Genomic DNA, 15,491 nt, shown 5'->3' on the forward strand with positions numbered 1-15,491 from the left:
CAGTCACGCTGCGGGGCGATTTCATTTGGAAAGCTGCTGCAATCTGGCCGGAATCAGCCCGCGCAGCGCATTGCCCATGAAAAAGCCACGCGTCAGATCAGCGGGTTTCACAACCGCCTCGCGAGCAATTCCCTGCTCCAGCATGGATTGCCGCAGGATTCCTGGCAGCAGGCCGCAACCAAGGGGCGGCGTCAGATATTTGTCTCCGTCGCGCACGAACAGATTGGTGATGCTGCCTTCACACAGTTCGCCGCGTTCGTTCAGCAACAAGACTTCATCCTGTCCCGGCAGCATATCGGATCGCGCCGCGTCATAGCGCGGCCGTCGTGTCGATTTGATCCTCAGCCACGGATCTGCGCTGTCCAGCCGGTGGGTCGAGAGGGCAACCGTCCAGAAGGGCGGATTCTCGGGCAATGGATGGGCGACAAGTTCGACCCGACCATTCGCATCAACCGTCAGGCGAAGGCGCGCCCCCCCCTGGTATTGAACGGACGAAATGGCGTCCTTGACAGCCTGCAGATCCAGCGGGAACCCGACGGCCGCGCAATCACGGCGCAGTCGCGCCAGATGCAGCTGCCAGAAGCGGATCGTGCCGTCCGCTTCGCCGCGCATGGTCTCGATGATCTTCAGCCCCTCGGGGACAGGTTCAGAAATTCGGATTTGCACAGCGCTTCTCTCCATTCGGACCCCGCGCGACTGTCATGGGTAATCCCGCCGCCGACATTCAACCGCAAGCGCCCGCCTGCCTCCAGCACCGGGGTCCGGATCGCGACGCTGAATCGCATCGGACCGGACGGATCCAGCCAGCCGATCGCACCGCAATAGACCCCGCGCGGCGCGGTTTCCAGTTCGGCAATGATTTCCATCGACCGGATCTTGGGCGCCCCGGTGATCGAACCGCAGGGGAACAGCGCCTTCAGAATATCGACCAGCCGCGCATCGGGCGACAACTGGCCCTGCACCGTCGAGGTCATCTGATGCACGGTCGCATAGGGCTCGATGTCGAACAGGGCCGGCACGGTGACGCTGCCCGGCTCGCAGACCCGGCTGATGTCATTGCGCAGCAGATCGACGATCATCAGGTTTTCGGCGCGGTCCTTTTCGGATGCCGCCAGTGCCTGTGCTGCCGCCCTGTCCTCTTCGGGCGTGGCACCACGCGCGGCGGTGCCCTTCATCGGGCGGGTAAGGATCCTGCGTTGTTCATCCACGGCAAAGAACAATTCGGGGCTGCGCGACAGAACCACCGGCCCGCCCAGATCGACAAAGGCGCCCTCGCCCACCGGCTGGCGGCGGGCCAGCGCGGCATAAAGCGACAGGGGCTCTCCGTAAGCCTCGGCGATCATCGGGAAGGTCAGATTGATCTGATAGCAGTCTCCGGCCTCGATATAGCGATGCACGGCTACAATCGCGCAGTCATAAGCCTCGCGATCCCATTGCGGCACTGCGGGGCCGATATGCACGCCAGCGGGATCCGGCAGGGGCGCAGCCGGCACCGGCCCGCTGAACACCCCCATCAGGATCAGTGGCATGTCACGATCGCGCGGCATCAAGGGCGTCAGCTTCGCGCTCAGCGCAAAACCCAGCTCATAGGACATGTATCCCGCCAGCCACAGACCGCGCGCCCGGGCCGATTCCATCGCCGCAAGCGCGGGGCCAACCCCCGCCACCGTATCGGCACGGATAATCGTCTGGGGGGCGCGGAACTCGCTGCCGCCGGGCAAGGGCCCCCGATCAAAGCGAATCAGTCCGCTCACGTCTTGGCCTTTGCCCTGGACTGCCCCTTGGCCTTGGCCGCCAGGTCGCGGGCGATCGAGAAGGCCCCCTTGATGCGGTCCGCGTCGCTCTTCCAGTCGCGGCGGACGACGATCTTGTTGTCGGTCACCTTGGCCAGGCCGCGCTGATCCGTCAGGAATTCGACCAGACCGGCGGGGTTGGGGAATTTGTCGTCATGGAACTGGATGGTCGCGCCCTTGGGTCCGGCATCCAGCCGCGAGATACAGGCACGTTTCGCCATCGCCTTGATGCGGATGACCAGCAGCAGCGTATTGACCTCTTTGGGCAGCGGACCGAAACGGTCGATCAGTTCGGCGGCGAAACCTTCCAACTCGACCTTGGTGGTCAGCTCGGCCAGACGGCGATAGAGGCCCAGCCTGACATCCAGATCCGGCACGAAGCTTTCGGGAATGGTGACCGGCACGCCAAGATTCAGCTGCGGCGCCCATTCATCCTCGGGCGTGCCCTCGATCTCGCCCGATTTCAGCTTGGCGATCGTTTCTTCCAGCATCGCCTGATAGAGTTCGAAGCCGACCTCCTTGATATGGCCGGATTGCTCCTCGCCCAGCAGATTGCCCGCTCCGCGCAGATCAAGGTCCTGTGAGGCCAGGTTGAAGCCCGCGCCCAGACCGTCCATCGAGCCAAGGAATTTCAGCCGCCGCATCGCCTGTGGCGTCAGCGGGCTGCGCGGGCGGGTCGTCAGATAGCAATAAGCCCGCGTCTTGGACCGCCCGACCCGTCCCCTGATCTGATAGAGCTGTGACAGGCCGAACATATCGGCACGCCAGACGATCATGGTATTCGCGGTCGGGATATCCAGTCCGGATTCCACGATGGTCGTGGCCAGCAGGACATCATGGCTGCCGTCGTAAAAGGCGTTCATCCGCTGATCCAGATCGCCCGCAGCAAGCTGACCATGGGCAACGATATAGCTGACCTCGGGCATGTTCTCCTTCAGCCAGTCCTCGACCTCGGGCAGATCCGACAGCCGCGGCACCACGAAGAAGCTTTGTCCGCCACGGTATTTCTCGCGCAGCAGGGCCTCGCGGACGGTAACCGAATCGAACTCGCTGGAATAGGTGCGGATGGCCAGCCGGTCCACGGGGGGCGTGCCGATGACCGACAGATCGCGCACACCGGTCAGGGACAGCTGCAGGGTGCGCGGAATCGGCGTCGCCGTCAGGGTCAGCACATGAATATCGCTGCGCAGTTCCTTCAGTCGTTCCTTATGGGCGACCCCGAAATGCTGTTCCTCGTCGATGACCAGCAACCCAAGGTCCTTGAACCGCACCTGTTTGGCCAGCACGGCATGGGTGCCCACGACGATATCGACCGAACCATCGGCCAGCCCCGCCCGCGTCTGCGCGGCCTCTTTCGCGGGAACAAAGCGTGACAGCGCGCGCACATTGATGGCGGTGCCACGAAAACGTTCGGCAAATGATCTGAAGTGCTGTCGCGCCAGCAGGGTCGTCGGCGCCACGACCGCCACCTGTTTGCCTTGCGAGGCCGCGACAAAGGCCGCGCGCATGGCGACCTCGGTCTTGCCGAAGCCGACATCTCCGACAACCAGCCGGTCCATCGGACGGCCTGCGGACAGATCTTCCAGAACATCCTCGATGGCGGCGGCCTGATCCTCGGTTTCGCTATAGGGAAAACGGGCAGAGAAGGCCTGCCACTCGTGATCTTCGGGTTCCAGCACCGGTGCGGGACGCAGCAGGCGTTCGGCGGCAACACGCATCAGCTTGTCCGCGATCAGCCTGATCCGCTCCTTCAACTTGGCCTTGCGCGCCTGCCATGCACCGCCCCCCAGACGATCCAGCAGGCCCGCTTCATGGCCATAGCGGCTGAGCAGTTCGATATTCTCGACCGGCAGGAACAGCCTGTCACCACCGGCATATTCCAGCGCCACGCAGTCATGGGGCACGCCAGCGGCAGTGATGGTTTCCAGCCCGTTGTAGCGGCCGATTCCATGTTCGACATGAACCACCAGGTCGCCGGGCGTCAGGCTGGTCGTGTCCTGCAGGAAATTCTCGGCCCGGCGGCGTTTTCTGGCCCCGCGAATCAGGCGGTCGCCCAGCACGTCCTGTTCCGAGATCACCGTGATCGATCCCAATGCACGGCCCGAGGCGGTGAAACCCTCCTCCAGAGGCCAGATCGACAGGCCGATACTGCCCGACGCATCCGGCAGGTCGCGAATATCCGAAATCTGCTTCAGACCGCTGAGCCCCTCATCGGCCAGCAGCCCGCGCAGACGGTCGCGCGCCCCTTCCGAGAAGCTGGCCACGACCACCCGACCGGTTTTCGCACGCGCCTTGATATGATCGGCCAGTTCCTTGAACAGATTGATCGATTCCGCCTGCCGCTCGGGCGCGAAATTCCGCCCTGCCCGTCCACCGGCATCCAGCACGCCCGGTCCCGGTGGCTGCGCCAGAACCGACAGCCGCAGCGTGCGGTGATTGGCAAGCCAGGACTGCCATTCACTTTCGGTCGGAAACATCAGGTCGGGCGGAACGGGCTTATAGGCGGAATCGCTGCGCCCCTTGGCCGCCATCGCGGCGCGACGTGCGTCGAATTGCTCTTCGATCATCTCGCGCCGGGCGGTGATGACCTGATTGATGTGATCATCCAGCATGACCGAGGCACCGGGCAGGTAATCGAACAGGTTCTCCATATGGTCGTGAAACCAGGGCAGCCAATGCTCGACTCCGGCCATCTTGCGGCCCGCGCTGACACCCTCGTACAACGGATCATTGGTGCCGCCGCCATATTCGGCCCGATAGTTCTGCCGAAAACGGGTGATCGCGGGTTCGTCCAGAATCACCTCGGACATCGGGGCAATCTCGACACGCGACAGTTTCTCGGTGGTCCGCTGGGTCACCGGATCGAAACGGCGCGCCCCGTCCAGAACATCGCCGAACAGATCCAGACGGACCGGACCGGATTCGCCGGGCGGGTAGATATCGATGATCCCGCCGCGCACGGCATAATCGCCCGGCTCGGTCACCGTGGGCGATTGCACAAAGCCCATGCGCACCAGAAAGGCGCGCAAGCCGGCCTCGTCAATGCGGTTGCCGACCTGCGCGGCAAAGCTGGCCTGTGACACCAGCTCGCGCGCCGGAACCCGCTGCAGGGCGCCGTTCAGCGTCGTCAGCAGCACGAAAGGCCCCTTGATCACCCCCTGCGCCAGACCGGCCAGCGTCGCCATCCGCGCGGCCTGCACCTCGGGCGCGGGCGAGACGCGGTCATAGGGGGTGGTGTCCCATGCCGGGAAATCCAGCACCGCCAGTCCGGGCGCCAGAAAGGCAAGCGCGGCGCGCATCGCGGCCATGCGCCGGTCGTCACGGGCAATATGAATGACGGGCTGGCCGCGGCTGGCCTCTCGCGCAACCAGGGCCGCATCATAGCCCTCGGGGGCGCCGGAAAGGATCAGTTGGTCTGCCATGTCGGTTGAGGTAAAGCGCCATGCGCCGGAGTCAAGCGTTACAGCCCGTTGGGATGGGTCAAAGCCCATAAAGTTCCCCAGCCTGCCGTCACCGCAACAGAGAATACCGACAGCAGCGAGACAAGACGGCGATGGCGGATCATGTATCGCCCCGCATCAATGGCCACGCCGTCCAACGGCCGTTCACCGGCCTGACCGGCCGCCAGCAGCGGTGCCAGCTGCCGCGCCAGCAGCACCCGCATCCAGAACAGGATCAGGAAAGGCACCAGCAGCAGGGTCAGCGCCTGTGCCATCTCCAGCCCGTAACCAAAGCCAAGAATCGCGATCGAGGACATCAGGAAGGATGTCACCGCCAGAAAGATCGCTCCCTCCTGTGGCCCCAGCAGCCAGCGCGGAAGGGTCAGCGACAGCCAGTCCAGCAGGGTGATGACCGCAGGGCTTTCGGGTTCTCCGGCTGCCTGGGCGCGGCGGGCCTGCAGCAGAACCTCGCTTGGCACGCCCAGAATATTGCGCCCCGTCGCGGACCACATGCCCAGCAGGGCAAGCCAGAACCAGATCGTCCCGAAAGAACGACTGTCCAGCAGTCTGATCAAACCGTCAAATTCAGGCACGAGGCAGTTCCTTGTTCTTGGTCGCGCGCGACCTTAGAACGGCAGCACGCCAAGGGAAAGCACCCGCTGCCTTCCCGCCCAAGTCCCGAAAGGATGCCATCATGGCCACTCCCATCATCGCCCCCTTCCCCGCCACCCGCCTGCGTCGCCTGCGTCGCACCGAAAACCTGCGCGCCATGGTCAGCGAAGTGAACCTGACGCCCGCCAATCTGATCTGGCCGGTTTTCGTGACCGAGGTGCCCGGCGGAGAGGGCGAGATCGCCTCGATGCCCGGTGTCCGGCGGCTGACCCTGGATGGTGTCCAGCGTGCGGCGGAACGTGCCGCGCGGCTTGGCATTCCGGCGGTCTGCGTCTTTCCTCATTCCGATCAGGATCTGAAGACCGAGGCCTGCGAGCGCGCATGGGACCCCGACAATATCGGTAACCGCGCCATCCGCGCCATCAAGGACGCCGTGCCGGAACTGGCGGTGATGACCGATATCGCGCTGGATCCCTATAATGCCAATGGCCATGACGGCATTGTTCGCGATGGCGAGATCCTCAATGACGAAACCGTCGAGGCGCTGGTGCGCATGGCCCTGGCGCAGGCCGATGCGGGCGCGGACATCCTTGGGCCGTCGGACATGATGGACGGACGGATCGGCGCACTGCGGACGGCTTTGGAGACCGAGGGGCACAAGGATGTGGCGATCCTGTCCTATGCGGCGAAATTCGCCAGCGCCTTCTATGGTCCCTTCCGCGATGCCGTCGGCGCATCGGGGCGGCTGGTCGGCGACAAGAAGACCTATCAGATCAATCCCGCCAATCGCGGCGAGGCCCTGCGCTGCGTGGCACGCGACCTGTCCGAAGGTGCGGATATGGTCATGGTCAAGCCGGGCATGCCCTATCTGGACATCTGTCGGGCGGTCAAAGACGAATTCGGCGCCCCGACATTCGCCTATCAGGTCAGCGGCGAATACGCGATGCTGGAAGGCGCGATCCGCAATGGCTGGCTGTCGCGCGACGCGATGCTGGAAAGCCTGCTGGCTTTCCGCAGGGCGGGATGTGACGGGGTGCTCAGCTATTTCGCGCCGGTCGTGGCCGAAATGCTGGCATGACCGGGCAAGCTGACGTATCTTGCGCGGCAATGGGCTGTCAAAGCGCGCCCCTGATGATGAGGCAACAAAATGAGCAGATACAGCATGATGAACCGCAGATGCTTGCTGGCAACGGGGGGCGCGGCACTGGCGTTGGCCGGGTGCAGCAACGGTGTCGGCAATAACGCGGCAGCACGTCTGGATGCTCGGGTCGATCAGACCCATCAGTTCCTGCTGCAGAACTATCCCAATGCCGCCCCCCTGATCCAGAACGCCAAGGGTGTTCTCTATATGCCCCTGATGACCGAGGCTGCTCTGGGTGTCGGCGGGGCCTATGGACAGGGTGCCCTGCGCATCAATGGCGCGACCGTCGATTACTATTCCGCCACACAGGCTACCTTCGGCTTTCAGCTGGGCGCGCAGCAATACTCCCATATCCTTGTCTTCCAGACCGATCAGGCGCTGGCCTCGTTCCGGGCAGCTTCGGGCTGGGTTGCAGGGGCAGATGCCTATTACGCCATCCCCAATGGCGGCACCAATATCGGCGCCGATTCCATCACCGCGCAATATCCGGTTGTGGCGATGATCTTCGGACAATCGGGCCTGATGGCGGGCGCCTCGATCGAGGGCACGAAATACAGCCGTGTCATCCCGTCGAATCTGACGCTCTAGAAGATCAGCTCCTCCGTCCGGCCCTGCCGGGCGGAACCGCGCGAACAGACCGTGATCAGGTCGAGGTCAGATGCCGCAATCCATGCGTCACATCGGCCCGCACGGCCAGCCGCAAGGCGGGCTCATCGCCCGCACGCAGGGCCGCCAGGATCATCCGGTGATGGCGCGGCGGCTCGTTGCGCTTGACCCGACCGTACAGCGCCCGCATCGTCGGCCCCAGTTGCAGCCAGATCGTTTCCAGCATGGCCAGCATCGCCGGGGCCTGCGCACGCAGATACAGCATGCGGTGAAACTCAAGATTGCAGCGGATATAACCCACCGCGTCATGGCGCTCGACCGCATCGGCGATCCGCGCATTCATCTGCGCCAGACGGTCGATCAGCGCAAAATGCGCCCTTGGCAAAGCCCGCGCGGCCAGTTCCGGTTCGATCAGGGCACGCAAGGCCGCCAGTTCCTCGATCCGCTCATCCGAGAGTTCCGGCGTGGACACCCGCCCCGAGGTGGAAAGGGTCAGTGCCCCCTCGGCAACCAGCCGCCGCACGGCTTCGCGCGCGGGCGTCATCGACATGTGATAGTCAGCAGCCAGTCCGCGAAGGGTCAGCGCGATTCCCGGGTCCAGTTCGCCCAGCATGATCCGGCTGCGCAAACTGCGATACAGACGCTCATGCGCCGCGGGGTCTGATGATCGGCTTGCAGTCATGGGTCCTTCGTGATCACAAATCCGGCGACAGTCAATCGCGGAATTTCCATCTCATCAGATCGCCGCCATGCAAGCGCAGCCATGCACGGCTTGTCCGATAGTCGGGCAGCAGGGCTTCGACCTGCGCCCAGAAGCGGCGGGAATGATCCATATGGACCAGATGCGCCACCTCATGCGCGGCGACATAATCCAGCACATCGGGCGGCGCCATCGCCAACCGCCAGGAAAACATCAGCCGCCCGTCCGCGGAACAGCTGCCCCAGCGCGACCGTGTGTCCCGCAGGGTGATCATCCGATAGTCGCGCCCCAGCGCATGCGTATGATGGTCACAGGCCACGCAGAGACGCTGGTGGGCGTGATGACGCAGAAAAGCCTGCACGACCGGCCCTGCGGTTTTTCCTTGGGGGACAAGCAGGCGGTCATCCTCCAGCTTCGGCGCTGCGACGGCACCGGAAACCACCTGGCGCGCCCTCCCCGCGATCGGAATGGCGACACCCACAGCCACCTTCTGAACCGCGGGGCGGCGCTGCAGGGCCCGGTTCAGCCAGTCCTGCTTTTCCTCGGCGAATCTGCGTCCCTGCGACACGGGCATTGATGCCGGCAGAGTCAGAACCACATCGCCCCCGTCGCGCGGAACACGCAGGGTCATCCGGCGCGCCCGTGCCGAACGACGCAGTTGCACCTCTATGCCATTACCCAATATGATGCTGTTGGACACGCCTGCCCTGCCCCACCAATTCACAAAACCCTTTGACAGCCCGCCGGTGCTGTGGCAGGGGGTCGCCAATTTCCTAAACACGGCGGAAGGAGAATACCATGCCCAAAGAGGAATGGGGCACGAAACGTCTGTGCCCGCATTGTTCGACCCGTTTCTATGATCTGAACAACAATCCCATGGCCTGCCCGGCCTGCGGAAATCAGTTCACTCTGGAAAGTCTGAACGACGGCCGCGGCAAGACGCTGGTTGCCGAAAAGACCTCGACCAAGGACGACAACCTGGCCAGCACCGACGATGATCTGGATACCGACGCCGGAGATCTCGATGATGATCTGCTGGAAGACGACGATGATGACGCCGATGTTTCGCTGGACGAGATCGCCGATGTCGCCAGCGACGACGACGAATAAGACAGCCGACCGATTCCCGGTCGCGTCAGTCTGAGACGCCATGTTCAAACGCGGCCCACGGGTCGCGTTTTTGCATGTCCGGCTGCCGGATGTCATCCGTTTCAGAGCAGATCATCCATTCGGCGAGACCTCTCTGACATAAAAAACGAATATCTTCCTCAACTCTGCATTTTTTTGCTTGCAGCCCCCCAAAGTCCCTTCTATAGGACTGCACACGCAGCGACAGACACAGTCCTGCAGACCTCAGGTGGGGCCATAGCTCAGTTGGTAGAGCGCTTGAATGGCATTCAAGAGGTCAGGGGTTCGACTCCCCTTGGCTCCACCAAATATTCCTGAAAAGCACCAGATAGTTCTGCCTTTATCGTCAGAGGGTTTGCCTCTGCCGCGCAGACGGGTGCTGTTTTCCCTACAAAAATCCATGCTGCCTCGATCACGCGCCCGTGCGTGTTGATTCCGTCGCGGCGCCTTCCCTGTCACACCCGAGAATGGCCCATGAACAACCATTTCTTCGTCGTGACGGGCGGCCCAGGTGCGGGCAAAACCAGCCTGATCACCGAACTCGCCCGCCGCGGCTTCCACACTGTACCCGAATCTGGCCGCACGATCATCCGCGAGGAGATGGCCAGCTGCGGAGCCGCCCTTCCGTGGGCGGATCGCATGGCCTATGCCGAACGAATGCTGGAACGGGACCTGAGCGCCTACAGTGCCGCACAGGCGCTCTCAGACCCCGTGATCTTCGACCGGGGCATTCCCGACATAATGGGCTACCTGACCCTCTGCGGCATCCCCGTGCCGCCCCACGTCGCCGCTACGGCCACGGCAGCCCGTTACAACGCCCGCGTCTTCCTGACACCCTACTGGGACGAGATCTTCACACAAGACACCGAACGCACGCAGACCCGCACCGAGGCCGAAGCGACCTGCGCCGTCATGCGGGAAACCTACATCGCTCTCGGATACAAGATCACGGAGCTCCCGTGCACCGACATCGTATCACGCGCTGATTTTGTCTCTGCGCAACTAGCGCTCTGACCGGATTCTCCAGATGGACGGAGGATCTACTGGAGCGGACAAACCGCGCAGCTCCCTCCTGCCTCCTACTACCTGAAGCCGACGGCCCTTACCGGACCTTCGCAACCGATGCGGCGGTAATCCCCCCCGATCTTAGGGGGCTGCGGAAGTAGAATTTTCTCGGCAGGATGAACGAGGAGATACCGATGAAGAAGACACGTTTCACAGAAGCCCAGATCATGGGCGTGCTGCGCCAGATGGAAGGCGGCGTTCCTGCTGCCGAGTTGTGCCGTGAACATGGCATGAGCAGTGCCACGCTTTACAAATGGCGGGCCAAATATGGCGGTATGGATGCGAGCCTGATCAGCGAGATGAAGGCGATGGCCGAGGAGAACCGCCGCCTGAAGCGTATGTTCGCTGATGTCAGCATGCAAAACGACCTGCTGAAGGAGGCGCTCGGAAAAAAATGAAGCGGCCAGCTCAACGCCGAGAGTTGGCCGTGAAAGCGGTGGCGATGAAGGGCGTCAGCATCGCACTGGCGTGCCGGGCATTTGATGTCAGCGAGACCTGCTACCGATACAGCCCGAAGCTGGACGATGAGAACGAGCAGATCGCCGACCTGCTGCTTGGGCTGACGAAGGCGAAGAAGACCTGGGGCTTTGGCCTGTGCTTTCTCTACCTGCGCAATGTCCAGGGCCATGGCTGGAACCACAAGCGGGTCTACCGGATCTACCGCGAGCTGGAGCTGAACCTCAGGATCAAGCCGCGCAAACGGCTGAAACGGGAGAAGCCCGACGAGTTGGCCGTGCCAGAACAGCCGAACGAAGTCTGGTCCATGGCCTTCATGGCAGATCGCCTCGGGGACGGACGCCAGTTCCGGCTGCTGAATGTCCTGGACGACTTCAACCGTGAAGGGCTGGGTATCGAGGTCGACTTCTCGCTACCCGCGGAACGCGTCGTCAGGGCGCTGAACCAGATCATCGAATGGCGTGGTGCGCCTCGAACCATACGAGTCGACAACGTCCTATGTCAGGAAAATCTGGCTGCTTAGGTCAGCAGGTCGTGTGGCATCCGGCTGTCCGGATACCCTGATAAGGTTGCCCAGACGGGCTCTGCCGTCAAGAAATGATCTCATCCATAGCAAACACAGGGTACGCGCGCTGGCGGCCCTCACCGTCCTTAATACGAGATCCCAAATCCCAAGCAGAAGGCCCGAACATTATCTACGAGGTCAGATTGACTGCCTCCACGGCTCAGTCAGAGAGAGGTCCTTCCGCCTGGGCTCACCCCCTCGAAGAAGGGGCGATAGGGTTCGCCGTGATTGACCACAGCGTGTACGGTGCGCGCCATCTTGGCCGCGATCGCGGTGTAGGCCTTGCGGCGCAGATGAGCGTTGTGTCGGTCTTTCGAGATGTAGCGTTCGAACTTGTCCCGAAAGCTGTTGGTCTTTGTCTGGACCGCCGTCTGGCCGGCCATCCATAGCGTGCGGCGCAGCCGGGCATTGCCGTACTTCGAGATCCGGCTCTGCCCGCGAAACATGCCGGACTGCACGGTGGCAAGATCCATGCCGCAGAACTTCAGGAACTGCCGATGATGCCGAAATCGGCGTAGGTCACCGGCCTCGGCCAAGATGGTCATGGCATTGATCGGACCAATGCCGGGGATGGTTGTCAGTAGCTGATAATCCGGCAGATCGGAGAGCAGCGCGACCGCCCGGGCCTCGATCTCGTTGCGCTGGCGGACGAGGCTTCTACCTTCGGAAAGGACCAGGCGGAACATGCGAACGGCGTCGGAATCCGGTTCCACGGGCAATCCAACAGAGTTGACCGCCGTAGCGTAAATATCTGAAAGCAGGCGCTCCTTGGCGACCTTCCTGCCCACCACCTGCCAAGCGTCTGCGATGAAGGTTTCCTGGCTCATGGCCGTGATCATCGTCGGTGTCGGATACTTCTCGAGGAAGGCCAGGAACCAATCGGTTCGTGAGCTTCGGTGAAACCGTTCGGCCTCTGGGAAATAGAGCGGCAGGTAATGGGTCAGGATGCGGTGCCAGAGCTCGGTCTTCGAGCGTGAAACGATCTCGTGCGTCTTTGACAATTCCTGGATGTCGGCGGTCCCGACGACCAGCGGATCATGAAAGAACTGCACGGCGCCAATCTCCAGCATGTGCAGGATGACCTGGGCATCCTTCGGGTCGTTCTTGTCCCAACTGTTGTGCAGGGCCTCGCGCGTCCGGGCGAGCCCGACAGAAGGGATGAGCTTCAAGTCAAACCCGGCCTGCCCGAGATGATGTGCCAGTGGCCTGTGATAGTTGCCGGTCGCCTCGAACCCGACCCGCACAGGCAGGCCGTAGCTGGCCAGGCTCGCGGACAAGCGCTGGAAGTCTTCCAACGTGTTCATGATCGTCATGCGACGACGGCGCTTCTTGCCCGGTACCTCGATCAAGACCTCGTGGCGGTGCTTGGAAATGTCGATGGCGACAAGCACAGTCGCAGCAGTAGAATGGTTGGCGGGCATAGCCGGTCTCCTCAGCGGTGTGGTTCTGCAAAACCACTGTTGAGACCTGAGACCGGTTATGGCCACACGCTGCGCTATTTGGGGGCTACGCGCGTGGCCATAACCTTAAAACAGCGCTTCTTCCCGACGTGCTACGGCCCAGAATACATCAGCGGCACCCTCATGGAATGGGCCGAAAACAAGGGCATCTCCTTGGCCCACATACAGCCGGGGAAACCGCAGCAGAACGCTTATGTCGAGCGCTACAACCGGACGGTCCGGCACGAATGGCTGGACCTCCACATCTTCGAAAGCATCGACGAGGTGCAGCAGATTGCCACCGAATGGCTCTGGTCCTACAACAATGAACGCCCGAACATGGGCAACGGCGGGATGACACCCGCACAGAAACTGAGAATGGCCGCGTAAATTCTACGACCAAGCCCCCGTAAAAACGGGGGGATTACCACTGAACCAACGCAATTTCATCAGGGCGTACCATCGGCGGACCTCCTGCGATGCCGAGTTCAATCCGTTTGTCGTGCCGGATTTCATGCGCGTCGACGCCCGTCAGGTGTTTTCTCGGGAGAACCGCACATGATGTTCTCGACAGTCAAGCCGTTGCCCTTAAATGTAAAATACCAGAACGGAGAATCCGCAACCTCTCTCGCATCCCGCTTGGCACGTCGCAACGGCGTGTCAGGCATGGCCATGTTACTGTCGGACTTCGGGATCGACTATTTGAAACTATCCAATGGCGATCAAGAGGATTGCGCGCGATTGGCTTCACTTGCCGGTGTCGATCAGGCGGAACTGCATCGCCACACACCTGCGCTAGTCTCTTCTGGCTGGTTCCGGCTGGGCATGGAGGAGATCAAGTTCACGGCCTTCAGCCGAACCGCTCTCAAAGGCTGCCCGCAATGCCTGCAAGACGCCTCAAACCAAAACGATGCTGCGCATTTCGGCCTATGGCAGTTGACCTCAATCCGCACCTGCTGCTTGCACGGCTGTTACCTCACTCCGTTGCCCACGTCGTCTGGGACGCGAGAGCGGTTCGACGTCACCAGACTTACCTCTGGCTTTTCACCACCAGAACCTCAGATTGCGAGCGATCAGGACCTTTTGTTCGAGTACTACCTAAGAAACAGGATCGAGAAAGGGCCCGGGAAAACGTGGCTCGACCGTTTGCCCTTCCATGTTGCGGCGCAGACCTGCGAGGGCTTCGGGCTCCTGCTGACCCTCGACCCGAAGGCGCGCAGGGAAACGGTAACGCCAGCGGAATGGGCGGCTGCAGGCACTGCTGGTTATGATGTCCTGCGTCATGGGCCAGATGCTTTCAGGGAAAAGCTCAAGGATATCCAAAAGGCTCACCCGGTCGACAACACCCTCTACCGGACCCGCTATCGCGTCTTCTTCGAGTGGCTGCGCCACCGCGACGACGACCCTCAGTTCGATGTGATCCGTGATCTGGTGCGAGAGTTCATCTTCCGCAACTTTCCAATCTCCGAAGGCTCCATCGTTCTGGGCCAGCCTTGCCCGGAACAATACGTTCATTCGCTTTCGACAGCACGCTCGCGTTATGGCATGTCTGGCTGGAAGCTGGCGCGTCGCCTGGCCTCGATGGGTCTTGCGGAGAGAAAGACATCTGGTCAGGGTTTCGTGCTGACTGGCTATGTTCCCACGGAAATCATCAATGACATCGCGACCGATTTCGATGCTCTTCTGAACGCCGCCGATGCAGGAAAACACCTTGGCGTCGAGCGTTTCATGATGACCAAGCTGACGAAGCCCGGACTGGTCGAGAAGTATTTCGACGAAAAGAATGCCTCGCCGATGTATCACCCGCGCGACCTCGATGGGTTCCTTGGGAAGCTGCGGGCGCGCGTCGAGCGTCCCAAGGCGGAGGACCTACTCGACATTGCCACGGCATCGCATCGTGTCCGCATACCGACCGAGCGCGTGGTCGATATCATTCTGAGAAACCGCCTTCCGTTGCATGCAGCCGACCCTGCCACCACGCGTTTCTCGGATTTCCGCGTATCGCTCGCCGTGCTGCGGGAGGTCATCGCTACCGATCACCATGGAACCGTTCGGCCGACCCGGGCTGCGAAGATCCTCGGTATCAATATCCGGACGATCCGCAGTCTGATGGACACGGGCATTCTGGAAACTTGCGACATAGAGGAGCTGAAGAGCGGGCGAATGCGACGCTACGTCTGCGCCAAGTCGATGGAGCGGTTTTCCAAAAGCCATATCTCGGTGGTTGAACTAGCAACGGCGAGCGGACGCCTGCCAGGCGTCGAAGCCGTGATCCAGCTTGACCGCGGGGCGCAGCCCCTACCACTTGGGCCGCGCGCCAACATGATTTTCAGGAGAAGCGACGTTCTCTGAAAGATCAGTCAAATGAAGCCGGCCACTGCGCCGGCTTTTTCATGTGCGGTCAGAGGCAAACTTATCCGACCCAAAAGGCAGGTTCAGTTCACCATCGAGATTTTCGGGTGCTGAAATAAAACGGAAATTTTGAACCCCAGAGGCAGAACTTTGTGACGCTTCCCACCCTGTGAAAAGCACCAGATAGTTCTGCC

General features: G+C 61.9%; 12 protein-coding genes, 1 tRNA gene and 2 pseudogenes. 8 read left to right on the top strand and 7 right to left on the bottom strand.

Features of this window, described 5'->3' with window-relative positions; genetic code table 11:
- Positions 1–21 precede the first annotated feature (21 nt).
- From JHW44_RS10100 to JHW44_RS10115, 4 genes are read right to left on the bottom strand one after another with little or no spacing between them, the layout of a single operon-like run.
- Entirely contained in the window at positions 22–666 is a 645-nt protein-coding gene (locus JHW44_RS10100; protein ID WP_179217790.1) for an aminotransferase class IV family protein, read from the bottom strand.
- Positions 627–1,754, bottom strand: a complete 1,128-nt coding sequence (locus tag JHW44_RS10105) for an aminodeoxychorismate synthase component I (RefSeq protein WP_245847415.1) — start codon at positions 1,752–1,754, stop codon at positions 627–629. The genes JHW44_RS10100 and JHW44_RS10105 overlap by 40 nt, the downstream gene beginning before the upstream one ends.
- A complete protein-coding gene (gene mfd, locus JHW44_RS10110) occupies positions 1,751–5,215 on the bottom strand; it encodes a transcription-repair coupling factor (protein ID WP_089345802.1) in 3,465 nt (1,154 codons plus the stop codon). The genes JHW44_RS10105 and mfd overlap by 4 nt, the downstream gene beginning before the upstream one ends.
- 38 nt (positions 5,216–5,253) lie before the next feature.
- Entirely contained in the window at positions 5,254–5,826 is a 573-nt protein-coding gene (locus JHW44_RS10115) for a hypothetical protein (RefSeq protein ID WP_089345803.1), read from the bottom strand.
- A 101-nt stretch (positions 5,827–5,927) separates the two neighbouring features.
- Between JHW44_RS10115 and hemB the strand changes: the two genes are divergently transcribed.
- Positions 5,928–6,923, top strand: coding sequence for a porphobilinogen synthase (gene hemB / locus JHW44_RS10120; RefSeq protein ID WP_179217791.1), 996 nt, complete (start codon positions 5,928–5,930; stop codon positions 6,921–6,923).
- Positions 6,924–6,992: 69 nt separating this feature from the next.
- Positions 6,993–7,574, top strand: coding sequence for a lipid-binding SYLF domain-containing protein (locus JHW44_RS10125; protein ID WP_179217792.1), 582 nt, complete (start codon positions 6,993–6,995; stop codon positions 7,572–7,574).
- A 55-nt stretch (positions 7,575–7,629) separates the two neighbouring features.
- Here the strand turns inward: JHW44_RS10125 and JHW44_RS10130 are convergent, their stop codons facing one another.
- Both JHW44_RS10130 and JHW44_RS10135 read right to left on the bottom strand, forming a co-directional pair.
- Positions 7,630–8,274 carry a GntR family transcriptional regulator gene (locus tag JHW44_RS10130; protein WP_089345804.1) on the bottom strand — a complete coding sequence of 215 codons (645 nt, stop codon included), beginning with the start codon at positions 8,272–8,274 and terminating at the stop codon, positions 7,630–7,632.
- Between the two features lie 31 nt (positions 8,275–8,305).
- Complete coding sequence (locus JHW44_RS10135) at positions 8,306–8,992, bottom strand: M48 family metallopeptidase (protein WP_245847417.1); 687 nt, start codon at positions 8,990–8,992, stop codon at positions 8,306–8,308.
- Positions 8,993–9,090: 98 nt separating this feature from the next.
- Here JHW44_RS10135 and JHW44_RS10140 point away from each other — a divergent pair, with 98 nt between their 5' ends.
- From JHW44_RS10140 to JHW44_RS10155, 4 genes and pseudogenes are all read left to right on the top strand, one after another.
- Positions 9,091–9,402, top strand: coding sequence for a TIGR02300 family protein (locus tag JHW44_RS10140; RefSeq protein ID WP_089345805.1), 312 nt, complete (start codon positions 9,091–9,093; stop codon positions 9,400–9,402).
- A 249-nt stretch (positions 9,403–9,651) separates the two neighbouring features.
- Positions 9,652–9,727: transfer RNA gene (locus JHW44_RS10145), tRNA-Ala, on the top strand.
- 167 nt (positions 9,728–9,894) lie between these two features.
- A complete protein-coding gene (locus tag JHW44_RS10150) occupies positions 9,895–10,434 on the top strand; it encodes an AAA family ATPase (RefSeq protein ID WP_089345806.1) in 540 nt (179 codons plus the stop codon).
- A gap of 185 nt (positions 10,435–10,619) precedes the next feature.
- Positions 10,620–11,434: pseudogene (locus JHW44_RS10155) on the top strand (IS3 family transposase); the annotation flags it as partial.
- Between the two features lie 236 nt (positions 11,435–11,670).
- Here JHW44_RS10155 and JHW44_RS10160 read toward each other — a convergent pair.
- Positions 11,671–12,927 (bottom strand): IS110 family RNA-guided transposase, encoded by a 1,257-nt coding sequence (locus JHW44_RS10160; protein ID WP_089346217.1) that lies wholly within the window; start codon positions 12,925–12,927, stop codon positions 11,671–11,673.
- Positions 12,928–13,062: 135 nt separating this feature from the next.
- Between JHW44_RS10160 and JHW44_RS10165 the strand changes: the two are divergent.
- Together JHW44_RS10165 and JHW44_RS10170 are read left to right on the top strand one after the other, a co-directional pair.
- A pseudogene (locus JHW44_RS10165) lies at positions 13,063–13,335 on the top strand (transposase); the annotation flags it as partial.
- A 168-nt stretch (positions 13,336–13,503) separates the two neighbouring features.
- The gene (locus JHW44_RS10170; RefSeq protein WP_089344589.1) at positions 13,504–15,297 is read left to right on the top strand and encodes a TniQ family protein; all 1,794 of its coding nucleotides are present in this window, start codon (positions 13,504–13,506) and stop codon (positions 15,295–15,297) included.
- Positions 15,298–15,491: the final 194 nt, after the last annotated feature.

Source organism: Paracoccus seriniphilus, from assembly GCF_028553745.1.
Classification (GTDB): Bacteria; Pseudomonadota; Alphaproteobacteria; order Rhodobacterales; family Rhodobacteraceae; genus Paracoccus; species Paracoccus seriniphilus.